Source organism: Mycobacterium sp. IDUB_5, assembly GCF_055419565.1.
Genome location: NZ_JBVAXX010000004.1, coordinates 404,525 through 428,243 on the forward strand (window position 1 = coordinate 404,525; position 23,719 = coordinate 428,243).

At 68.8% G+C, this 23,719-nt stretch carries 14 protein-coding genes; 4 read left to right on the plus strand and 10 right to left on the minus strand.

Translation table 11 applies throughout. The features are described from left to right. Nucleotides 1-12: 12 nt before the first annotated feature. Genes ACZY1G_RS15075 through ACZY1G_RS15085 form a run of 3 tightly spaced genes read left to right on the plus strand, consistent with a single transcriptional unit; the run spans nucleotide 13 to nucleotide 7,303 of the window. Complete coding sequence (locus ACZY1G_RS15075) at nucleotides 13-3,264, plus strand: arabinosyltransferase domain-containing protein (RefSeq protein ID WP_463822829.1); 3,252 nt, start codon at nucleotides 13-15, stop codon at nucleotides 3,262-3,264. Then, nucleotides 3,264-6,428, plus strand: coding sequence for an arabinosyltransferase domain-containing protein (locus tag ACZY1G_RS15080; RefSeq protein ID WP_463822830.1), 3,165 nt, complete (start codon nucleotides 3,264-3,266; stop codon nucleotides 6,426-6,428). Before ACZY1G_RS15075 ends, ACZY1G_RS15080 begins: the two co-directional genes overlap by 1 nt. Continuing rightward, a complete protein-coding gene (locus ACZY1G_RS15085) occupies nucleotides 6,425-7,303 on the plus strand; it encodes an MBL fold metallo-hydrolase (RefSeq protein ID WP_463822831.1) in 879 nt (292 codons plus the stop codon). Before ACZY1G_RS15080 ends, ACZY1G_RS15085 begins: the two co-directional genes overlap by 4 nt. Nucleotides 7,304-7,312: 9 nt before the next feature. Here ACZY1G_RS15085 and ACZY1G_RS15090 read toward each other — a convergent pair whose 3' ends face one another. Then, a complete protein-coding gene (locus tag ACZY1G_RS15090) occupies nucleotides 7,313-7,939 on the minus strand; it encodes a TetR/AcrR family transcriptional regulator (RefSeq protein WP_463822832.1) in 627 nt (208 codons plus the stop codon). A 74-nt stretch (nucleotides 7,940-8,013) separates the two neighbouring features. On the opposite strand from ACZY1G_RS15090, the gene ACZY1G_RS15095 reads away from it, so the two are divergent. After that, entirely contained in the window at nucleotides 8,014-8,637 is a 624-nt protein-coding gene (locus ACZY1G_RS15095; protein ID WP_463812648.1) for a DUF998 domain-containing protein, read from the plus strand. A gap of 1 nt (nucleotide 8,638) precedes the next feature. Here the strand turns inward: ACZY1G_RS15095 and ACZY1G_RS15100 are convergent, their stop codons facing one another. The 9 genes from ACZY1G_RS15100 to ACZY1G_RS15140 form a co-directional block, all read right to left on the minus strand. Beyond that, the gene (locus ACZY1G_RS15100) at nucleotides 8,639-9,958 is read right to left on the minus strand and encodes a serine/threonine-protein kinase (RefSeq protein ID WP_463822833.1); all 1,320 of its coding nucleotides are present in this window, start codon (nucleotides 9,956-9,958) and stop codon (nucleotides 8,639-8,641) included. Nucleotides 9,959-9,968: 10 nt separating this feature from the next. Further along, nucleotides 9,969-10,868, minus strand: a complete 900-nt coding sequence (locus ACZY1G_RS15105) for a DUF4331 family protein (RefSeq protein ID WP_463812650.1) — start codon at nucleotides 10,866-10,868, stop codon at nucleotides 9,969-9,971. 26 nt (nucleotides 10,869-10,894) lie between these two features. Beyond that, on the minus strand, nucleotides 10,895-12,448 hold the full coding sequence (locus tag ACZY1G_RS15110) for an acyl-CoA carboxylase subunit beta (protein ID WP_463812651.1): 1,554 nt from the start codon (nucleotides 12,446-12,448) through the stop codon (nucleotides 10,895-10,897). After that, nucleotides 12,445-17,934 carry a polyketide synthase Pks13 gene (pks13, locus tag ACZY1G_RS15115; protein ID WP_463822834.1) on the minus strand — a complete coding sequence of 1,830 codons (5,490 nt, stop codon included), beginning with the start codon at nucleotides 17,932-17,934 and terminating at the stop codon, nucleotides 12,445-12,447. Before pks13 ends, ACZY1G_RS15110 begins: the two co-directional genes overlap by 4 nt. A 67-nt stretch (nucleotides 17,935-18,001) precedes the next feature. Beyond that, nucleotides 18,002-19,891, minus strand: coding sequence for a long-chain-fatty-acid--AMP ligase FadD32 (gene fadD32 / locus ACZY1G_RS15120; RefSeq protein WP_463812653.1), 1,890 nt, complete (start codon nucleotides 19,889-19,891; stop codon nucleotides 18,002-18,004). A gap of 176 nt (nucleotides 19,892-20,067) precedes the next feature. Next, the gene (culp6, locus tag ACZY1G_RS15125; RefSeq protein ID WP_463812654.1) at nucleotides 20,068-21,087 is read right to left on the minus strand and encodes a carboxylesterase Culp6; all 1,020 of its coding nucleotides are present in this window, start codon (nucleotides 21,085-21,087) and stop codon (nucleotides 20,068-20,070) included. Between the two features lie 14 nt (nucleotides 21,088-21,101). After that, entirely contained in the window at nucleotides 21,102-21,593 is a 492-nt protein-coding gene (locus tag ACZY1G_RS15130; RefSeq protein ID WP_463812655.1) for a DUF732 domain-containing protein, read from the minus strand. Nucleotides 21,594-21,630: 37 nt separating this feature from the next. Beyond that, nucleotides 21,631-22,515, minus strand: a complete 885-nt coding sequence (locus ACZY1G_RS15135; protein ID WP_463812656.1) for an esterase family protein — start codon at nucleotides 22,513-22,515, stop codon at nucleotides 21,631-21,633. 127 nt (nucleotides 22,516-22,642) lie between these two features. Continuing rightward, nucleotides 22,643-23,674, minus strand: coding sequence for an esterase family protein (locus ACZY1G_RS15140; protein ID WP_463822835.1), 1,032 nt, complete (start codon nucleotides 23,672-23,674; stop codon nucleotides 22,643-22,645). Nucleotides 23,675-23,719: the final 45 nt, after the last annotated feature.

The following is a 23,719-nucleotide window of genomic DNA, read 5'->3' on the forward strand; positions in this document are numbered from 1 at the left end:
CCATCGAGCCTCGTGCCTGCCCGCAGTCCCCGTCTCGTCGCGATCCTCGCGGGAGTTTTGGGACTCGTCGGCATCCTGTGCTGCGGTGTCGCACCGCTGCTTCCGGTCACCCAGCAGACCGCGACGGTCCTGTGGCCGCAGGGCGCCGACGCCGACGGCTTCGTCAGCGACATCACCGCACCGCTGGTCTCCGGTGCCCCCAAGTCGCTCGACGTCACGATCCCCTGCACGGCCGTGGCGAGCCTGCCCGCGGACGGCGGCGTGGTGTTCTCGACGATTCCGGCCAACGGGATCGACGCCGGCCGTAACGGCCTGTTCGTGCGCGCCAATGCCGACGTCGTCTACGTCGCGTTCCGCGACACCGTCGCCGCCGTCGCACCCCGGCAGGACGTGAACCGCGGCGCCTGCAGCGAGCTGCGCCTGTGGGCCAACATCGGTGCGGTCGGCGCCGATTTCGTCGGCATCCCGGGCGCTACCGGCACGCTCAGCGTCGACAAACGCCCGCAGGTGGCGGGGGTGTTCACCGACCTTCGTGTCCCCGTCACTGCGGGCCTGAACGCCCGTATCGACGTCGACACCCGCTTCATCACCACCCCGTCGGCGCTGAAGACACTCGTGATGGCGCTCGGCGTCGTGTGTGTGGTCGGCTCGATCATCGCGCTCGCGCTGCTCGACCGGGTGTCCGGACGGCGCCCGCCCCGCACCCGTCGCCGCGTCGGCTGGGCGACCTGGGTGGCCGACCTGGGCGTGATCGGCGGGCTGCTGGCCTGGCACGTCGTCGGCGCGACGTCGTCGGACGACGGCTACAACCTGACGATGGCGCGGGTGGCCGGTGAGGCCGGCTACACCACCAACTACTACCGCTATTTCGGGGCATCCGAGGCGCCGTTCGACTGGTACCAGAGCGTGCTCGCCCACCTGGCCTCGATCAGCGCCGCCGGGGTGTGGATGCGGCTGCCTGCGCTGCTCGCCGGCATCGGCACCTGGCTGATCGTCAGCCGCTGCCTGCTGCCGCGGCTGGGCCGCCGCGTCGCCGCGAACCGGGTGGCCACCTGGACCGCCGCGGCGGTGTTCCTGGCCGCGTGGCTGCCGTTCAACAACGGGCTGCGCCCTGAACCGCTGATCGCCTTCGCGGTGGTCGCGGTCCTGATGCTGGTGGAGTGGACGCTCGGCACGCGCAGGCTGTGGCCGGCCGCCGTGGCGATCGTGATTGCGATGTTCTCGGTGACGCTGGCGCCGCAGGGTCTGGTTGCGCTGGCGCCCCTGCTGGTCGGCGCTCGCGGCATCACGCAGATCGTCTCCGCCCGCCGCCGCACCGACGGATTCGCCGCGACCCTGCTACCGCTGGTGGCGGCCCTCTCGCTGGTCTCGGTGATCGTGTTCCGCGACCAGACGCTGGCCACCGTCGCCGAGTCGGTGCGCATCAAGTACACCGTCGGGCCGACCATTCCCTGGTACCAGGAGTTCCTGCGCTACTACTACCTCACCGTGGAAGACAGCGTCGACGGCTCCCTGACCCGCCGCTTCGCCGTGCTCCTGCTGCTGTTGTGCGTGTTCGGGCTGATCGTGGTGCTGCTGCGCCGCGGCCGTGTGCCCGGTGCGGTGAGCGGACCGGTGTGGCGGCTGACGGGCAGTGCGGCGATCGGTCTGCTGCTGCTGACCCTGACCCCGACCAAGTGGGCCGCGCAGTTCGGCGCGTTCGCCGGGCTGGCCGGCGCGCTCGGCGGGGTGACGGCGTTCGCGTTCGCCCGGGTCGGCCTGCACAGCCGCCGCAACCTGGCGCTGTACGTGACGGCCCTGCTGTTCGTGCTGGCATGGGCGACCTCCGGCATCAACGGCTGGTTCTACGTCGGCAACTACGGGGTGCCCTGGTTCGACAAACAGCCCGTGATCGCGCACTTCCCGGTCACCACGATCTTCCTGGTGCTGGCCATCGCCGGCGGTCTGCTCTCGGCCTGGCTGCACTTCCGCATCGACTACGCCGGTCACACCCAGGTCGCCGACACCGGCCGCAACCGTGCGCTGGCCTCGACGCCGATGCTGATCGTCGCGATCATCATGGTCGTCCTCGAGCTCGGCTCCATGCTCAAGGCGACCGCGGGGCGCTACCCCGTCTACACCACCGGCTCCGCCAACATCGCCGCGCTGCGCTCCGGCCTGGGCACGGACAGCTGCGCGATGGCCGACGACGTCCTCGTCGAAGCCGACACCAATGCCGGCATGCTGCAACCCGTTCCGGGCCAGCGATGGGGGCAGTACGGGCCGCTCGGCGGTGAGGACCCGGTCGGGTTCACGCCCAACGGCGTCAGCGACACCCTCGAACCGGCCGAGCCGGTCGCCGCCAATCCCGGCACCGTCAACTCCGACGGCCCCGTCGACAAGCCGAACATCGGCATCGGATACGCGGCGGGCACCGGCGGTGGTTACGGACCGGAAGGCGTCAACGGCTCCCGGGTTTTCCTGCCGTTCGGCCTCGACCCCAAGCGCACGCCGGTGATGGGCAGCTACGGCGAGAACGCCATCGCGGCGAAAGCCACCTCGGCCTGGTACCAACTGCCGCCCCGAACCCCGGACCGGCCGCTGGTGAGCGTCGCCGCCGCCGGAGCCATCTGGTACTACAACGAAGACGGCTCGTTCAACTACGGCCAGTCACTGAAGCTGCAGTGGGGAGTGCACCGGCCCGACGGGTCCTACCAGGCGCTCAATGAGGTCCAGCCGATCGACATCTTCCAGCAGAAGGCCTGGCGCAACCTGCGCTTCCCGATGACGACGGCACCGCCGGAGGCCAACGTCGCCCGCATCGTCGCCGACGACCCCAACCTGTCGGAGGACCAGTGGTTCGGGTTCACCCCGCCGCGGGTTCCGGTGCTGGAGACCGCCGAACAGTTCCTCGGGTCGGACACCCCGGTGATGATGGACATCGCCACAGCGGCGAACTTCCCCTGCCAGCGCCCGTTCGCCGAGCACCTCGGGATCGCCGAGCTGCCGCAGTACCGCATCATCCCGAACTTCAAGCAGATGGTGGTCTCGTCGAACCAGTGGCAATCCGCCGAATCCGGAGGACCGTTCCTGTTCATCCAGGCGCTGTTGCGCACCGCGACGATTCCGACCTACCTGAAGGGTGACTGGTACCGCGACTGGGGCTCACTGGAGCGCTACATCCGCGTCGTACCGCGCGACGAGGCGCCCGACGCCGTCGTCGAGGAAGGATCGACACGCGTGTTCGGCTGGAGCCGTGGCGGACCCATTAGGGCCCTCCCGTGATGCGCGACGACGTGAAGGTGGCGCGCTGGGTCGCGACGATCGCCGGCCTGCTCGGCTTCGTGCTGGCCGTGGCGACTCCTCTGCTGCCGGTCACGCAGACCACAGCGACGCTGAACTGGCCGCAGCAGGGCCGGGCCGACGACGTCACCGCGCCGCTGATCGCGCAGGCCCCCGTCACGCTCACCGCCTCCATTCCGTGCGCGGTGCTGGCCGACATGCCGGCCAGGGGCGGACTGGTGCTGGGCACCGCACCCGCGCAGGGCCGCGACGCCGCGCTGAACGCGATGCTGGTCAACGTCACCGCCTCCCGCGTCGACGTCATCGTCCGCAACGTCGTGGTGGCCAGCGTCAACCGCAACCGCATCGGCGGCTGCGAGCGCCTGGACATCACGTCCTCGCACGACGGCACGTTCGCCGAATTCGTCGGGCTGAAGAAGTCCGACGGGTCCGCCCAGCGCACCGGCTATGCCGACCCCAACCTGCGGCCGGCGATCGTGGGGGTGTTCACCGATCTGGTCGGCCCGGCGCCGCCCGGGCTGCAGTTCTCGGCGACGATCGACACCCGCTACACCACCCACCCCAGCGCGCTGAAACTCACCGCGATGCTGCTGGCCATGGTGTCGACGGTGATCGCCCTGCTGGCGCTGTGGCGGCTGGATCGCCTCGACGGGCACCGCATGCATCGCGTGATCCCCACCCGGTGGCGCACCTTCACTGTGGTCGACATCGTCGTCGTCGGCGGGTTCCTGCTCTGGTACGTGATCGGAGCCGGCTCCTCGGACGACGGCTACCAGATGCAGATGGCGCGCACCGCCGACCATGCCGGCTACATGGCCAACTACTTCCGCTGGTTCGGCAGCCCCGAGGATCCGTTCGGCTGGTACTACAACGTGCTCGCGCTGATGACCCATGTCAGCGACGCCAGCCTGTGGATCCGGCTGCCCGACCTGATCTGTTCGATGATCTGCTGGCTGCTGCTCTCGCGAGAGGTGCTGCCGCGACTCGGCCCCGCGGTGTCATCGAGCCGGGCCGCGATGTGGGCGGCCGGTCTGGTGCTGCTGGCGGCGTGGATGCCGTTCAACAACGGGCTGCGTCCCGAAGGGCAGATCGCCACCGGTGCTCTGGTCACCTACGTGCTGATCGAGCGGGCCATCACCTCGGGCCGGCTCACCCCGGCCGCACTCGCCACGCTCACCGCCGCGTTCACCCTCGGTATCCAGCCGACCGGGCTGATCGCCGTGGCCGCCCTGGTCGCCGGTGGCCGCCCGATCCTGCGCATCGTGATGCGGCGACGCGCACTGGTGGGCACGTGGCCACTGATCGCCCCTCTCCTGGCAGCAGGCACCGTGATCCTGACGGTGGTGTTCGCCGACCAGACGATCGCAACGGTGTTGGAAGCCACCAAGATCCGCACCGCGATCGGGCCGAGTCAGGAGTGGTACACCGAGAACCTGCGGTACTACTACCTGATCCTGCCGACCACCGACGGCGCCATCGAACGCCGGGTGGCGTTCCTGTTCACCGCGATGTGTCTGTTCCCGTCGCTGTTCATGATGCTGCGCCGCAAGCGTGTTCCCGGCGTCGCCCGCGGGCCGGCCTGGCGCCTGATGGGCGTGATCTTCGCGACGATCTTCTTCCTGATGTTCACCCCCACCAAGTGGATCCACCACTTCGGGTTGTTCGCGGCGGTGGGCGGCGCGATGGCGGCGCTGGCCACGGTCATGGTGTCGCCGGTGGTGCTGCGCTCGGCCCGCAACCGGATGGCGTTCCTGTCGCTGGTCTTCTTCGTACTGGCGCTGTGCTTCGCCTCCACCAACGGCTGGTGGTACGTGTCGAACTTCGGTGTGCCGTTCAACAATTCGGTACCCAAGATCGGCGGCGTGACCGTCAGCACCATGTTCTTCGCGCTGTTCGCGGTGGCTGCGCTGTGGGCCTTCTGGCTCCATCTGAGACCGCGGCGCGAACCTCGCGTGGTGCGGCTGCTGACCGCCGCGCCGATCCCGATCGCGGCGGGCCTGATGGTCGTGGTGTCGGTCGCCTCGATGGCGATCGGCGTGGCGCGCCAATACCCGACCTACTCCAACGGATGGGCCAACGTGCGGGCGCTGGCCGGCGGCTGCGGGTTGGCCGACGACGTTCTGGTGGAACCGGATTCGAACGCGGGCTTCCTGGCACCACTGCCTGGCGACTACGGACCTCTCGGACCGCTCGGCGGTGCGACGCCAACGGGCTTCTCCCCCAACGGGGTTCCGGAGAAGATCATCGCCGAGGCGATCAGGCTGAACAATCCGCAACCTGGCACCGACTACGACTGGAACCGCCCGATCAAGCTGTCCCGGCCCGGGCTGAACGGGTCCACGGTCCCGCTGCCCTACGGCCTGGACCCCGCCCGCGTCCCGGTCGCCGGCTCGTACTCGACTGCCGCACAACAGGAGAGCCGCCTCACCTCGGCCTGGTACGCACTGCCCGCTCCTGACGACGCGCATCCTCTCGTGGTGATCACGGCGGCGGGCACCATCGAGGGGACGAGTGTCGCCAACGGTCTGACGTCGGGGCAGAAGGTCGAACTCGAATACGCCACCCGCGGCGCCGACGGAGCGCCGGTGCCCGCCGGCCGCGTACAGCCCTACGACATCGGCCCCACTCCGTCGTGGCGCAACCTGCGCTACCCGCGCTCGGAGATCCCGGCCGACGCCGTGGCAGTGCGGGTGGTCGCCGAAGACCTGTCGCTCGGCCAGGGCGACTGGGTCGCCGTCACCCCGCCGCGGGTCCCCGAGGTGCGCTCGGTGCAGGAGTACGTCGGATCGACCCAGCCCGTGCTGATGGACTGGGCGGTGGGGCTGGTGTTCCCGTGCCAGCAGCCGATGCTGCATGCCAACGGCGTGACCGACATCCCCAAGTTCCGCATCTCGCCCGACTACTTCGCCAAACTTCAGAGCACCGACACGTGGCAGGACGGCAAGAACGGTGGCCTGCTCGGGATCACGGACCTGCTGTTGCGGGCGTCGGTCATGTCGACCTACCTGTCGCACGACTGGGGGCAGGACTGGGGTTCACTACGCCGGTTCGACACCATCGTCGACGCGCAGCCGGCGCAGATCGACCTCGGTGAAGCCAGCCGCTCCGGGCTGTGGTCGCCCGGTCCGATGCGCATCGAGCCGTGACCGATTCCGTCCAGCTCGGCCGGGCCACGCTGACCCGGGTGGTCGAGCTGCGGGTCCAGATGCGCACCGATCTGTTCGGCCAGACCCCCACCGAGGCCTGGGCCGACAACGCCCACCTCCTGGAGCCGCTGTTCTGGGACCGCGAGGCCGACCAGTGGAAGATCGCGATGCAGACGTGGGTGCTGCGGGTCGACGGGCTGACCGTGCTCGTCGACACCGGGGTCGGCAACGACCGGCACCGGCCACACTTCCCGCCGCTGCACCAGCTGCAGACCGGATATCTCGACGCGCTCGCAGCGGCCGGGGTCACCCCGGAATCCGTCGACGTCGTGGTCAACACACACCTGCACACCGACCACGTCGGATGGAACACCCGCCAGGTCGACGGAGAGTGGGTGCCGACGTTCCCGAACGCCCGCTACCTGATGCCTGAACTCGACTACCGCCACTTCTCCCCCGACGGCGACAGCGCCAACGAGGGCATGCAGATCGTCTTCGCCGACAGTGTGATTCCGGTCGCCGACCAGACCGAGCTGTACTCCGGTGACCATCAGCTCAGCGACTCACTGTGGCTGCGGCCCGCGGCTGGACACACGCCCGGTTCGTCGGTGGTGTGGCTGGACGCCGGCGTACCCGCCGTGTTCGTCGGCGATCTCACCCACTGCCCGATCCAGCTGATCCGACCCGAAGATCCGTGCGCGTTCGACGAGGACCCGGCTGCCGCGGCGCGCACCCGCCACCGCGTGCTGACCGAGGCCGCTCGCCGAGGAGCTGCGGTCGTGCCAGCGCACTATCCCGGCCACGGTGGCGCACGGATCTCGGCCCGCGACAACGGATTCGGCGTCCAGGACTGGCTGGCGCTGACCGAGATCTGACCGGGGAATCTAGCCGGTGCCGTAGCCGGCGAGGAACACCCGCACCCCGTTCCGCGCCTGGCGGTCGAGGTCGAGACTCTCCTGTACCGCGGGACCGCCACGGAACAACGCCTCGTCGATACACCGGCCGACGATCAGGAACGCGAAATGCTCTGCGGCGAGCGCTGTGTCCGCAACCTTCAGCAGGCCGCGGCGATCCAGCGCCGCGAAGCAGTCGGCGAACGCGGCCAGCATCCGGCCCGGCGCGCGCTGCAGATACGCCTCGGCGAGATCGGGTACGCGGGTGGCCTCTCCGATCACCAGGCGCCGCAGTTGCACGACCGGCTCGGCCAGCACAGCGTGCAGGTAGTCACGCGCCAGCGACGTCAGATCCTGTTCGAGATCGGCCGTGGCGGCGAGCTCTGCGACGCGCGCCTCGAAGCTGCCGACGGTGGACGTCAAGGCCTCGTCGACGATCGCCAGAAGTAGCGCGTGCTTGTCGCCGAACTGCTTGTAGACCGTCTGCTTGGACACTGCGGCGGCGGCCGCGATCGCGTCGACACTGGTGCCCTGGTAGCCGTGCGCCAGGAACAGCCGCCGCGCCTCGGCCAGGATCGTCGCACGCTTGCGCGCCGAGCGGCTCGTCGGTTCCGGCATCTCACCTCGCTGGTACTGGACAGTCCAGTTTTGGGTACTGTACGGTCTAGTTCCATTCTGACACGGAGGACGCCGTGACCACGACGGATTGCCCGCCACTGGCGGACCGCATCACCAAATCGTTGCTCGGCTACGGAGTTATTGCCGGCCCCGTCTACGTGATCTCGGTGGCCGCGCAAGCCGCCACCCGCGACGGGTTCGACCCGACCCGGCACGCGGCGAGCCAACTCGCCAACGGCAGCCTCGGCTGGATCCAGATCGCCACCTTCATCATCTGCGGCGCGATGACGATCGCCGCCGCCGTCGGCGTCGGCCGTGCCCTGGGAGCGCGACGACGGGCGCCGTGGACGGCTGGCCTGCTCGGCGTCTACGGGGCGGCGCTGATCCTCGCCGGGATGTTCCGCGCCGACCCGTCCGACGGCTTCCCGCCGGGCACCCCGGCAGGCCCGGGAGTGGTGACCTGGCACGGAATCACCCACTTCGCCGTCGCCGGTGTGGGCTTCGCATGCCTGGTCGCGGCGTGCTTCACCTACGGCGGGTGGCCGTCGCGGATCGTGGGGCTCGTGTTCGCGGTGAGCTTCCTGTGGCTGTCCTCCGGGCAGGGCGGCACCCCCGCGCTTCTGACGTTCACCGTCGCCGTCGTGCTGAGCTGGGCGTGGCTCTGCGCGGTGTCGATCCGGTTGTACCGCCGCGTCTGACCTAGTTCGTCTCGTCGTTCGCGCCGGGGTCGGCATTCTCCCGAGCGATGTCACCCTGGCAGTCGCCCTGGGACAGCTTGGTCTGCTGCACGCACACCTGCACCGGGACGTCGCCGGTGCCGGTGGGTTTGGCGATGTCCGACGAATACAAAGACCACAGCTGCTGATCCGACCCGCTCACCCGCGCGCAGTAGGCCTGTGCACCCTGCTCGGTGATGCCCGCCCCGCCCAGCGTCCCGCAGTCCGCGCCGACCACCACCACCGGCACGGCCACGCTGGCCGTCTTCGTCGGCTCGTCGCGCAGCACCACGAACAACGTCGCTGCCACCGCCAGCACAGACAGCACCAGCGCCAGCACCGCCAGGATGCGCCCGCGGGACCGCGCGGCAGCCCGCCCCGTCCTGGCATGACGCGGACCGGCCGTCGCCGCCTGCGCCGGCATCGTCGCGTGGGGATCGGCACCGAGCGCCGGGGCCATCGTCCCCGTCCGGTTGGCCAGTGCCCTCGCGAAGTCGATGCAGCGTTCGAACCGGTCTGCCGGTGATTTCGCCAGCGCCTTCTCCAACGCTCCGCCCAGCCCCGACAGGTCCGGGCGCGCCTGCGCGATCGACGGCGGACGCGCCGACAGGTGCGAGCTGATGACGATCGCCGGGTTGGAATGCTGGAACGGCGGCGAACCCGTCAGCAGCTGGTAGGCCGTCGCCGCCAGAGCGTACTGGTCGGCCCGCCCGTCGATGTCCTTGTCGGCGGTGAGCTGCTCGGGCGCGGAGTAGGCGACCGTGCCGACCGTCATGTCCGTGGCCGTCAGCGCGCTCACCTCACCTACACGGCGCGCAATACCGAAGTCCGCCAACAGAATTCGCTCTTCATCGGTATCAGGGTCGGCGATCAGGATGTTGGCGGGCTTGACGTCGCGGTGCAGCAGGCCGCGCGCGTGCGCGTAGTCCAGCGCCTCCCCCACCGCGGTGACGATGCGGACCACCAGATCCGGCGGCATCCCGTCGGGGTAGCGCTCGGCGAGCAGCCGCGCGGCGTCGGTGCCCTCGACGTGGTCCATCGACAACCACAACCGGCCGTCGAAGTCCCCGCGGTCGTGCACGGAGACGATGTGCGGATGCCACAGCGTCGCCGCGATGTCGGCTTCCCGGTTGAAGCGCTCCCGGTACTCGGTGTCGGCGCACACCGCGGCCGAGAGCACCTTCAGGGCGTCGTTGCGCGGCAGCCGAGGATGGCGCGCCAGATACACCTCACCCATGCCCCCCGAGCCCAGCAGCCGCATGACGGTGTAGCCCGCGATCACGTCTCCGTCGGTCAGCGGCATCGCGAGACCCCTACGGCGCGCAGAGATAGGGGAAGTCGGGCAGGAATTCCTCACGCGGCGCGAAGTCGGTCAGGCTGGTCCGGCCGTTCGTCAGGAACTTCGACCGGTAGTCGGCGACGTCGTCGCGCAGCGTGCGGCCGTTCGGATACCCGGCGGGCTTGCGTGGGTTGTACGTCAGCACGTCGGGCAGTGTGCCCTCGGAGGCGATCGCGTCGATGGCCTCGGCACGGGTGTAGCCGCCGGTCTCGGCCATCAACTCGATGAGATGCCCCATCCAGCGACCCTGGTCCCGGTTCGGCTCACCGGCGTTGAACTCGGCGAGTTCGGAGTCGTCGGGAAAGAAGCCGCTGACCCACGGATGTGCAACGCGGTCGGCGTGTACCCACCGACCGTCGGTGTTCACGCTGCACCGCGCCCAGATGCGGACGTCGGGCACGGCACCGAGGTAGGCCGTCGGCAGCTCCACGGCCATCGCGATGACCTTCGAGCCCTCGAACGCGGCGTCACTGCGGGCCCCGGCGAAGAACGAGAAGGACCCCGAGCGCGACCGCCACAGATGCGGCTCGTCCTCGAACGACACGTCCGTGCCGCCGAAGATCTCCGACCCCACCGCGGCGTCGACGCGTGCCTCGGCCTGAAGGGCGAGGCGGACGTCGACCTTCTGCCTGCCGTTCACCGGTTCACTGAAGACGAAGTTGAACGCGATGTCGTTGCGCAGGTCGCCGTCGTTGTCGATCGCGATGCGATAGACCGCGTCGGGATGCATCGCATCGGCGTTCGGGTTCGCGGTCAGGATCAGCGCCGTACGGCCCGGGTCCCTGGGGGACGGGAACACATACAAATCGCACAGGTCCAGGCGCGGATCGCCCAGCGGCGCACCCCGACGCAGCCCGGTGAAGTCAGTCGACACGAGCTCTATCCAACCGCACTGCAGTTCTAGATGGGCGTCAGGCCGTGTTTGCGCAGCACCTTGGGGAACGGTTGCTTGTCGCGCAGCAGTTTGAGCGACTTGCGCAGCAGCAGCCGCGTCTCGTGCGGTTCGATGACGCCGTCGATGTAGCCGCGCTCGGCCGCGATCCACGGGGTGGCCATGTTCAGGTTGTAGCCCTCGATGAAGTCCTTGCGGATCTTCTGCACCTCCGGCGCCGTCGGGTCCGGGAAGCGCTTCACCAACAGCTGCGCCGCGCCCTCGGCGCCGATCACCGCGATACGCGCCGTCGGCCAGGCGAAGTTCAGATCGGCCGAGAGCTGCTTGGAGCCCATCACCGCGTAGCCGCCGCCGTACGCCTTACGGACCACGATGGTGACCTTCGGGACGTCGGCCTCGACGATCGCGTTGAAGAACCGGCCGCCACGCTTGATGATGCCGTTCTTCTCCTCCTCGACACCGGGCATGGCGCCCGGGGTGTCGACGACGAACACCAGCGGCAGGTTGAACGAATCGCAGAACCGGATGAAGCTCGACGCCTTGTCCGACGCCTCACTGTCCACCGCGCCGGACAGCACCATCGGCTGGTTGGCGATGACGCCGACGGGCCGGCCGTCGACCCGGGCGAACGCGGTGATCATCGCGCGCCCGCGCTGATCGGAGACCTCGAACACGTCGCCGTCGTCGAAGATCCGCAGCAGGATCTCCATCATGTCGTAGGCCTGGTTGTCCGAGTCCGGCACGATCGTGTCCAGCTCGAGGTCGTGCGGCGTGATCTCCGGCTCGAGCCCCGGGTTGATGATCGGGGCGTCGTCGAAGTGGTTGGCCGGCAGGAAGCTCAGGTAGTCCCGCACGTACTGGTAGGCGGCGGCCTCGGAGTCGACGACCTTGTGGATGTTGCCGCGCTGCGCCTGCACGTCGGCGCCGCCGAGTTCGTCGAACGTGACGTCCTCACCCGTGACGTCCTTGATGACATCGGGGCCGGTGATGAACATGTAGCCCTGGTCGCGCACCGCGACGATGAGGTCCGTCTGAATCGGCGAGTACACCGCGCCGCCGGCGCACTTGCCGAAGATCAGCGAGATCTCGGGCACGAGTCCGCGCAGCATCTCGTGGCGACGGCCCAGCTCGGCGTACCAGGCCAGCGACGTCACCGCGTCCTGGATGCGCGCGCCCGCCGAATCGTTGATGCCGATGATCGGGCAGCCGACCATCGCCACCCACTCCATCAGCCGGGCGACTTTGCGGCCGAACATCTCGCCGACCGAGCCCTGGAAGACGGTCTGGTCGTGGCTGAAGACACCCACCGGGCGGCCGTTGATCGTGCCGTGGCCGGTGACCACGCCGTCGCCGTAGAGCGCGTCCGGGTCGCCCGGAGTCTTGGCCAGCGCACCGATCTCGAGGAAGCTGCCCGGATCGAGCAGCTCGTAGATGCGGTCCCGCGCGCTCGGAATGCCCTTCTTCGCGCGCTTGGCGACGGCCTTCTCACCGCCCGGCTCCTTGGCGAGCTCCAGCTTCTCGCGAAGCTCGGTCAGCAATTCCGCCGTCGTTTTCGTGGTCACTTGCTCTCGCTCTCGATCACGGTGATCGCCTCACTCAGGTGAGCCCCGACCTTGGCAATGTACGGCTCGTCGATGACCTGGATGTGCTCGCCCCCGACCGGCACCACTTCGAGATCCTCGACGTAATCGCCCCACCCGCCGTCAGGCTGGCGGACGGCGTAGCGCGGCTCGAAGAAGATCGCGTCATCGTGGTAGCGATCGGCCATGTACAGCGTCACGTGGCCGTCGTAGGGCTGGATCTCCGCGGTCTCGAGCAACCGGTTGTCCAGGTACGACGTGCGCTGGTGCTCGATGATGCCGCCCGGGATCTCGACCCCGGCCTGCTGTACGGCGTCGAGGACGTAGCGGACCTGACCGTCGTCGTCGAGCGCCTCGAGTTCCTCGTAGGGGATCTCGGGGATCTCGACGTTGAAGGTGCGCTGCGCGAACAACGCGTAGCGATCCCACCGGGCGCGGGTCTCCTCCTTGGTCTGCGGGATCTCCTCGCCGGGACGCACCATGTCGATCAGCCCGACGAACCGCACGTCGGCGCCCTCACGCTTCAGTCCGATCGCGCACGCGTAGGCCAACGCCCCGCCGAGCGACCAACCGACCAGGATGTACGGACCGTCGCCCTGGATCTCCCGCAGCTTCGGCAGGTACTCGGCGGCACGCTCCTCGACCGAACCCTCGACCCGCTCGAACCCGTACATCGGGGTGTCCGGCGGCAACCGCTTCAGCAGCGGCTCGTAGACCACGGTCGACCCGCCGGCCGGATGGAACACGAACACCGGGATGCGCGTCGACCCTTCGGGCCGCGCCCGGATCGTGCGCACGAAGCCGTCGACCTCACCGGCGTCCATCAGATCGCGAACGACCGTGGACAGGTCCTGGATGGTGCCGGCGGCCTTCACCTGGTCGGCGGTCACCTCGCCGTCGGCGCGCTCGGAGAGCCGCTCCGCCAGCTTCTGCGCGGTCGCGTCGTCGATCGACGGCAGCTCGTTGAAGATGCCGCCCGGCGACTTGCCGGTGACGATCGCCCACGTGGCGAACGTGACGCGTTCCGCGGCGTCACGCGGCGGCACGTCGGCGCCGAGCGCCTCGGTGACCGCTTCCTGCGTGAGGACCTTCGCGGCGAGGCTTGCGGCGCTGGGCTTCTCGGCACGTGGACCGGCCGGGCCGCTCGGGTCGGTGGGCGGGGGCGGGATGCCCGGGCCCGACGGGTCCGTAGGCGGAGCGGGGACCGCGACATCGGACAGGGGCGGCGGGATCGTCAGATCCTGCTGGGCCTCCACGGAATCGGTGGCGATCTTCTCCGCCGGCGACTGTTCGGCCGCGATCGGGTGCCCTGCCTCGGCGAGCTTGGCCTCGAGTTCGGCGACCGTGCTCGCGCCGCCCATCATCTCGGCCTGCTCGGCGGCGATCTCCTCGGCCGTCTTGCCCTTCTGGGCCTCGGCGAGCTGGTCGACCTCGTCGCGGTGCTCGATCGCGTAGGCGATCAACTTCTCCACCGCATACAGGTTGGCGTCGCGTACCGCCGTCAGCTGGATCGGCGGCAGGTCGAAGTCGTATTCGACGCGGTTCTTGATGCGCACCGCCATCAGCGAATCGAGACCGAGCTCGATCAGCGGAACCTCCCACGGCAGGTCCTCGGGCTCGTAGCCCATGGCCGAGCCGACGATCGTGCCGAGCCGCTCGCCGATCGTCTCGCCTGACTCCGGGGACCACTTCGCGAAGCTCGCACCGAGGTTCGCCCCGGCGGTCAGGTTGTCGGCCTCGAACGCCGGTGTCTCTTCCGGCTCCTCGACCGGCGTCGCGACCGACACCTCGGCAACGGTGCCGGCGCCGACGGCGGTCGGCAGCACGGTCTGCGCGCCACCGCGGCTGACGATCGCGTCGTAGACGAGGGTGAAGGACTCGTCGATCCGGGCATGCACCTGCACGCTCGCACCGCCCGGGTGGCGGGTCAGCGTGGTCACCAGGCGCGAACCCTGGGCGGGAACGGCGCGCTGCTCGGAGGCGACCAGCTTGGCATCCGGGAGAACCATCGCCGCAGCGCTTTTCACCAGAGCCGCCAAGTCGACCTCGCCCACACCTGTCCCGTCGCTTCGCTCGCCCAGACGCGGCGAGAACTCCCACACGTGCCGGCCGTCCGGGGTGGCCACGTGGCTGCCCGGCATCACGCCGGAGCTGTCGCCGGTGAAGTGCGCATCCAGCCAGTGCGGCTTGCGCTTGAACGTGGTCGGCGGGATGTTCGCGAAATCCAGCGCCCCGCCGAACCCGCGCGACTTCCGCGGGAACAGGGTGCGGAAGTCGAGGTCATGGCCGTAGACGAACAGATGTGACATGGCCGTGGTCATCGAGTCGACCTCGTCCTGCTTACGCGCCAGCGTCGGAATCAGCTGCGCGTCATGCAAACCCGCGTCGGCCGTGGTGAGCCCGGCCTGCATCAGCGCCACCGGGTTGGGCGCCAACTCGAGGAACGTGGTGTGCCCGTTGTCGACGGCGTTGCGGATGCCGTGGGTGAAGTAGACGCTGTGCCGCAGCCCCTTCTTCCAGTAGTCCACGTCGTGGATCGGCTCGCCACCGGCGCGAACGAGGTTGCCCTCGTGCACCGTCGAGTAGTAGGCGACCTGCAGCGGGTGCGGTTCGATGCCCTGCAGTTCCGCGGCGAGCTCACCGAGCAACGGATCCATCTGCGAGGTGTGGCTGGCGCCCTTGGTCTGGAACTTGCGCGCGAACTTGCCCTCCGATTCGGCGCGGGCGATGATCGCGTCCACCTCGTCGGGCGGACCGCCGATCACCGTCTGCCCCGGCGCGGCGTACACGCACACCTCGAGGTTCTTGAAATCCGAGAAGACGCTGTCGATCTCGTCCGCCGAGTACTCCACCAGCGCCATCAACCGGATGTACTCGCCGAAGAGCATCGCCTCGCCCTCACCCATCAGGTGGCTGCGCGAGCAGATGGTCCGGGTCGCGTCCTCCAGTGAGAGCCCGCCGGCGAAGTAGGCCGCGGCCGCCTCGCCGAGCGACTGCCCCACCAGCGCACCGGGTGTGGCGCCATGGGACTTCAGCAGTTCGCCGAGCGCGATCTGGATCGCGAAGATGACGAGCTGCACCTTCTCGATCGGTAGCTCGGTGGTCTCGTCGGTGTAGTCGATCGCGTCATCGAGGATGAGTTCGAGGACCGAGAAGCCGCGCTCGTCCTGAATGAGGCTGTCCACCTTGTTGATCCACTCGGCGAACGTCTCGTCGCGCAGGTACAGACTCTTACCCATCTTGCGGTGCTGCGCGCCGAAGCCGGCGAGCACCCACACGGGACCGTTGGTCACCGGGCCGTCGGCGCTGATGACCAGCGGGGTGGGTTTGCCGTCGGCGATGGCCCGCAGACCCTTGATCGCCTCGTCGTGATCGTGGGCGAGCACCACGGCGCGGGAACGGCCGTGGTTACGCCGCGACAGCGAGCGGCCGATCGACTCCAGCGACGACGCCCGGCCCTCGGGGCTGTCGATCCAGTCTGCCAACTCCGCGGCAGTGGCCTTCTTGCGCGAGGTCAGGAAGCCCGAGACTGCCAGCGGGACAATCGGATTCGGGGGATTCTCGGCGTCGGCGGCGGCCTGCTGTTCGCGGGCGACCTCGAGCAGGCGCAGCGCCTCGTCGGTCAAGCCTGGCAGTTCGTAGTCGCCCTCGGCGGCCACGGCCGGGGTGTCCAGCGCGTCGTCATCGTCGTCTTCATCGTCGAAGCCTGATTCTCTTCGCGCAAGCGGCTCATCGACGAATTCGCCGTACTCGTCCATCCGCACGCCGCCCACGTACACGGCTTTCGCGTCGTCGTTGGCGGGCGTCACGACCGCGACGTCGGGCTCGGGCTCCGGCTCGACCAGATCGCTGGCGAGCACCTCGCGCACCACCAGGTGTGCGTTGGCGCCGCCGAAACCGAACCCGGACACACCGGCGATGGCCCGGCCGCTGTAGCGGGGCCAGTCGGCCACCGTGTCGACCACCTTGAGGTGTTCGGCGTCGAAGTCGATGTAGGGGTTGGGTCCGGCGTAGTTGATCGACGGCGGGATCTTGTTGTTGCGCAACGACAGCGCCACCTTGGCCAAGCTGGCCGCACCGGCGGCCGACTCCAGGTGTCCCACATTGGATTTCACCGCGCCCAGCAGGGCCGGCTTGTCGGCGGCGCGGCCGCGGCCGATGACCCGGCCCAGCGCGTCGGCCTCGATCGGATCACCGAGGATCGTGCCGGTGCCGTGGGCTTCGACGTAGTCGACAGACCGCGGGTCGATGCCGGCGTCCTTGTATGCCTTGCGCAGCACCGCTTCCTGGGCATCCGGGTTGGGCGCCAGCATGCCGTTGGAGCGGCCGTCGTGGTTGACCGCACCGCCGGCGATCACGGCGAGGATGTCGTCGCCGTCCCGGCGGGCATCCTCGAGACGCTTCAGCACGATCATGCCGCCGCCCTCGGAACGGGCGTACCCGTCCGCGTCGGAGGAGAACGACTTGATCCGGCCGTCGGAGGCCAGCACGCCACCGACCTCGTCGAACCCGAGGGTGACCAACGGGGTGATCAGCGCGTTGACCCCGCCGGCGAGGACGACGTCGGCGTCCCCGGCGCGTAGCGCCTTCATGCCTTCGTGCACGGCGACCAGAGCCGACGAACACGCCGTGTCGATGGCCATCGACGGGCCGCGGAAGTCGAAGAAGTAGGACACGCGGTTGGCGATCACCGCGCTGGAGTTACCGGTGATCGCATAGGGGTGCGCGACGGTGGGATCGGCGACCGACATGAACATGTAGTCGTTGACCGAGCTGCCGATGAACACGCCGACATTGGCGCCGCGCAGACTCGACGCGGGAATCCTGGCGTGCTCCAACGCCTCCCACGTCAGCTCGAGCGCCATGCGCTGCTGGGGGTCGATGTTGTCGGCTTCCATCTTCGACAGCGCGAAGAACTCGGAGTCGAAGCCCTTGATGTCTTTCAGGTAGCCGCCGCGGGTGCGGGCCTTGGCCACCCGCTCGGCGATGCGCGGCTCGGACAGGAACTCCGACCACCGCCCCTGGGGCAGGTCGGTGATCGCGTCGCGGCCCTCGAGCAACGCCTCCCACGTCTGGTCGGGGGTGTTCATGTCCCCCGGAAAGCGTGTGCCCACACCGACGATGGCGATGTTGAGCTTGCCCTCGTCACCGTGGCGCGACCAGTCCTCGGCATCGAGGGCGGCCATGTCCGCTTCGGGCTCACCCTCGATGATCACCGTCGCCAGCGACTCGATCGTGGGATGGCGGAACGCCACGGTCGCGGTCAGCGTGACACCGGTGAGGTCCTCGATGTCGCTGGCCATGGCCACCGCGTCACGCGAGGACAGCCCCAGCTCGACCATGGGCGTCGACTCGCTGATGGAGTCCGGCGACTGCCCGGTGGCATTGCCGATCCAGTTGCGCAGCCATTCCCGCATCTCGTTCACGGTCATGTGCGGTACGCGCGAATTCTCTTGCGAGTCAGCCATGTTCACTTAACCTCACGATCGACAAGCGGCCCGCACGGGCCGCCGTTGCCGTTGCTGTAGTTGGGCGTCAGTCCGTCTGGTCCGGGAAGGCGTTGGCCACCCTGCCGCTGCGCAGGCTTCCGTCGAGATAGGCCGAGCGGCACGCCCGCCGGCCGATCTTGCCGCTCGACGTCCGCGGGATGGCCCCGGCGGGGGTGAGCAGGACGTCGCGAACCGTCACGCCGTGCCGCACGGCGATCGCCGCGCGAATGTCGTCGGCGATCGGGCCCATCTCGAGCTTGTGCGCACCCGGTGCCCGTTCACCGACGATCACCAGCTGCTCGGAGGTGTCGTTGGGGTCACGCTTGAGCCCGGAGTGGGCATCGGCGAACACCTCGTCGGGCAGCTGATTGGCCGGCACGGAGAACGCGGCGACGAAGCCGGTGCGCAGCGCCTTGGTCGCCTCCTGCGCGGAGTACTCCAGATCCTGCGGATAGTGGTTGCGGCCGTCGATGATCACCAGATCCTTGGTGCGGCCGGTGATGAACAGCTCGCCATCGTGATAGGCGCCGAGGTCACCGGTGCGGACCCAGGTCGCGTCGTCGGCGGCGCCCTGGGCGTGCGACGGCTCGGTACGGGACTTGAGGAGATTGTGGAAGGTCGCGGTGGTCTCGTCGGGCTTGCCCCAGTAACCGGTACCCATGTTCTGCCCGCTGATCCACACCTCGCCGATCTGGCCATCAGGCAGTTCGGTGGCGCTGTCGGCGTCGACGATGACGGCCCACTCCGCGACGCCGATCTTGCCGGCGCCGGCCTGCGCGACCGCCTTGGGCGAGTCGGCCGCCACCTCGACGAAGCGGTGCTCGTTGAGGGCATCACGGTCGACGTGGATGATCCGCGGCTCGGCGTTCATCGGTGTGGTCGAGACGAACAGCGTCGCCTCGGCCAGACCGTACGACGGCTTGATGGCCTGCGGCTTGAACCCGAACGGACTGAATGCCTCGTTGAACCGGTTGACCGTGGCGGCCGAGATCGGCTCGCTGCCGTTGAGGATGCACTTGATGTTCGACATGTCGAGGGGCTCTTCGCCCTCCTTCGGCACGCCTCGCGCTGCCGCGTGATCGAAGGCGAAGTTCGGGGCCACCGAGATGGTGCCGCCGGTGTCGCTTTCCTTACGCGCCATCTCCCGGATCCACCGCCCGGGGCGACGGACGAACGCGGCCGGCGTCATGAAGGTGATGTAGTGCCCCAGCATCGGGGACAGCAGCACGGTGATGAGCCCCATGTCATGGAAGAACGGCAGCCACGACACTCCGCGGTCACCTTCTTGACCGTCGAGCGCCTCGATGACCTGCACGACGTTGGTGGCCAGGTTGAGGTGGGTGATCTGCACGCCGGTCGGGATGCGGGTCGAGCCGGACGTGTACTGCAGGTAGGCGATGGTGTCGTGGTCCACTTCGACCGGTTCCCACGTGGCGCCGACCTCGGTGGGCACCGCGTCGACGGCGATCACGCGCGGCCGCTGGTTGGCCGGACGGGTGCGGAAGAACTTGCGGACACCTTCGGCGGCCGCGGTCGTCGTCAGGACGGCCGCGGGCGAGCAGTCGTCGAGGACGGCGTGCAAGCGGCCGACGTGACCGGGCTCGTTCGGGTCGAACAGCGGCACGGCGATCCGGCCGGCATAGAGGGTGCCGAAGAACGCGACCAGGTAGTCGAGGTTCTGCGGGCACAGGATCGCGATGCGGTCGCCGGGCTGGGTGACCTGCTGCAGCCGGGCGCCGACGGCACGGTTGCGGGCGCCGAAGTCCGCCCACTTGAGGTCACGCTCGACACCGTCACGCTCGGTCGAGAAATCCACGAACCGGTAGGCCAGCTTGTCGCCACGCACCTTGGCCCATCGCTCGACGTGCTTGACCAGGTTGCCGCTGTCAGGGAACTTGATCAGCCCGTCTTTGATGAACGGGTTGTGGAACGCCATCTCAACTCCAATCACATGGGATGAATCCCAAACCCCCAAATCGTACCGGGGTGACGGCGCCCCGCCCCTGAGCCGCCAACCGAGTCCTCTGAGACCGCGCCTCGATGACCACGGTCTTAGATTTCCCTTAATGTTAGGTGACGGCCTGACCGCCGCCAAATCTTCACGGTCACATGTCAGCCATGTTTCGGCTGCGGAGCGTTACTAATCAACTGCCGCGCCCAGTTCAGGGTCCAATCGGTGGCCGGCTGGCCGTCGATGTTCCAGAACTGGGGAGTGGCGTACATCGCATGGACAGGCTGCCCGGCCCCACCGCTAAGCACCTCCAACGTCTTGGGCAGCTGGGTGATGTTGAACGCCGACGAGGGTGCCGCGCAGATCAGATCGCCCTGCGCGCAGATCTCGTTGGTGCGGTCGTTGAGCGCACCGAAGCCGCCTGGTCGCGGACCCGTCATCGTCAGACCCAGCGCGGAGAGCGTCGGCACCTCGTTCAGCGTGATCTCTGCACCCTGGCCGTCCGGGTTCGGTCCGATGTCCTGGCCGACGCTGTCCTGGCGGCGGCCGTCGGCGACCAGCGTCACGCCGAGGACCAGATCCTGGTCCACCGGACCACGCCCGTTGCCGATGTCGCTGGCGAGATCGCCGGCGATCACCGCGCCCTGCGAGAACCCGATGAGCACGTAGCTGGTCAGCGGGCACCGGTTGTTCATGTCGGTCATCGCCTGCACCGCGGCCCGGGTGCCCTCGGCCCGGCTGTCGTTGTAGGACATCTGCTGATCGGCCGAGAGCGGATTGTGGAACTGCGCGGTGTAGGGAACCGTGAACACCTCGACACGGTCGGTGCCGAACTCGGCCCGGATCGGGTTCGTGACGCGAAGCAGCAGCGCGTTGGGGAACTGCACCGGATTGAACGGGTCCAGCGCCCGCGAGGACTCCCAGGTACCCGGGATGGAGATCACCTGGACGTCGGGGCAGCTGGCGTCCTGGAACTCCGGCCGCGGCTTGCTCGGACCCGGTTGCCCGGAGGGCACGCCTGTCGGCGGCAGCGCGGTGGGCGGAATGGCGGTCGACCCGCCGTCCGGCCGACGCAGCACGACGATGACGACGGCGACGATCAGCACGACGACGAGGCCCACCGCGCCCGCAGCGAAGAGCGCCAGCAGGCGGTGGCGTTTACGCCGGTTGGTCTTGGCCATGGTTTTCGGAGCTCCTAGCAGAGTTGATCGGTGGCGATGCGAATGTAGTCGGCGGTCTCGTCATCCAATCGGCTCGCCGACGGCGGCGCGGCGCCGGAGTTCATCACACCGCCCGACGCCGGTTCGCCGACGTCATTGCGTACCAGCGGCGCCACGTAATCCCACACCGCTTGATCGGACTGCCTGGCAGCACGCGCCTGGCACACGTAGGAGCCGATGCTCAGGGCCGCGAGATCGCTGGACGGAGCCACGCCCGCAGACCGTAGGGCGTCGAGGAAGGAGCGCTGGCGCGGCGTGACCACCAGTGCGTTGGAGCTCTCTCCCCCGGCGGGCAACCCGGGCGGCTGCGCACCGGCTTGACCGTGTGCGGGTGACGGCTCGATCTCCGAGGCCGGCCCGGCGACCATCTCGTCGCTGGCCCCGCACCCGGCCAGCCATGAGGAGGCGACCAGCAAGCACCCCGCCACACCTGCGCCCGCCACCGCGGTCCGTGACCTGTGATGCACGGTCTCCAACGTACCGGGGCCCCGGACCGGCGCTCGGCTACCGGATCGTCGTGACGAGCTCTCCACTCATCGCGCCCAACTGCCCGCTCCAGGTTCCCCAGTCGTGGGAGCCCGACGTCGGGAAGTCGAAGTGCCCGTTACCGCCGCCGACCGAGCGGTAGTGCTGGTAGAACGTCCGGTTGCTGCCTTGGGCCTGGTCGCAGTAGCCGATCATGGCCGGCACGTCGGTGCAGGTGGTGGTCGCCGGGCTGTAGATCCACAGCCGCGTGTTGTTGTCGACGAGCAGCTGCACGTGCACGTCGGGGTCGTGCCACTTCCACCGACCCAGCTGCGGCAGACCCCACATGTTGCGGATGTCCAGACCACCGAACTGCGCCAAACCGGCGGTGATCGCGCCGTTCATCGTCGTGTTCGACGGGGTCAGGAAGCCCGACAGCGAACCCGCGAAGCGATAGCGGTCGGGATGGAACGCCGCCATCGTCACCGCACCGGTGCCGCCCATCGCCGCGCCGACGATCCCGTGCCCGCCCGGAGCGAGGCCCTTGTTGGCGGCCAGCCAGTTCGGCAGCTCGTCGGCCAGGAAGGTCTCCCACTGCTTGCTGCCGTCCTGCTCCCAGTTCGTGTACATGCTCCACGCGCCGCCGGCAGGGGCGACCACCGAGATGCCCTTGCCCGCCAGGGTGTTCATCGCGTTGCCTGCCGTCACCCAGTTGCTGACGTCGGGCCCGCCGTTGAACGCGTCGAGCAGCACGACCGCGTGCGGACCGCCGCCCTGGAACGCGACGGGGATGGCGCGGCCCATCGCCGCCGAGGGCACCATCAGCATCTCGACGCCCTGGGCGTGGGAGGTGCCCACCCCGCCGGCGAAGCCTGCCGCGGCCGCCAGCACGACAGCCATGAATGTCCGGATCAGCCCACGCATCAACCCCACCTCTCGAATCGCACCGACCGCAACGTAGTGAACCACATCACCACGACGGGTCGTGCCGCATACGACTGACGGCGGTGCCCCCGCGAGGGGACACCGCCGTCAGTGACGTCGCGACGGACTAGCCGCCGTTGGCCGGAGCCTCGACCGGCGCCGGCGGAGCCGACGGCTGCGGCACCGCGCCGAGCACGCGCTGCACATCCGGCTTTATCTGCTGGAGCTGCTGGCCCCAGTAGCCCCAGTCGTGGGCGCCCGAGGACGGGAAGTTGAACACACCGTTGGTCCCACCGTTGGCCAGGTAGGTCTCCTGGAACGTCCGGTTGGTGCGGATCGTCAGGCCCTCGAGGAACTTGGCGGGCAGGTTGTTGCCACCCAGCTCGGACGGCTTGCCGTTACCGCAGTAGATCCAGATGCGGGTGTTGTTCGCGATCAACTTGTTGATGTTGACGTACGGGTCGTTGCGCTTCCAGGCGCTGTTGGGGTCCTCGGTGGGGCCCCACATGTCGTTGGCCTTGTAGCCGCCTGCGTCACCCATCGAGATGTTGACCAGTGCCGGCCACCACCCCTCGGAGAGGTTCAGGAAGCCCGACAGCGAACCGGCGTACTGGAATTGGTTCGGGTGGTAGATCGCCAGCGTCAGCGCGGCCGAGCCCGCCATCGACAGGCCGACGGCCGCGTTGCGGTTGGGGTTCACGCCCTTGTTGGCCGCGAGGTAGGCGGGAAGCTCCTGGGTGAGGAATGTCTCCCACTTGTAGGTCTGGCAACCGGACTTGCCGCACGCCGGCTTGTACCAGTCACTGTAGAAGCTGGACTGGCCGCCGACCGGCATGATCGTGGCCAGGCCCGAGTCGAGGTACCACTCGAACGCCTGGGTGTTGATGTCCCAGCCGTTGAAGTCGTCCTGCGCACGCAGACCGTCGAGCAGGTAGAGGCCGGGCGCATTGGGTCCGCCGCTCTGGAACTGCACCTTGATGTCGCGACCCATACCGGCCGAGGGCACCATCAGGTACTCCACCGGCAGACCTGGGCGTGAGAACGCGCTCGCCGTTGCGGAGCCGCCCACGACACCGATCACGGCGGGCAACACGGCTGCCACCAGGGCCGCGATCGTGAGCCGTCGCGCATTGGCGCGCAGCCTTGAACCGAACTTCATGCTTTGTTGTGTCCCATCTTTTCGTACAGCAGCAACCAGCCGCCG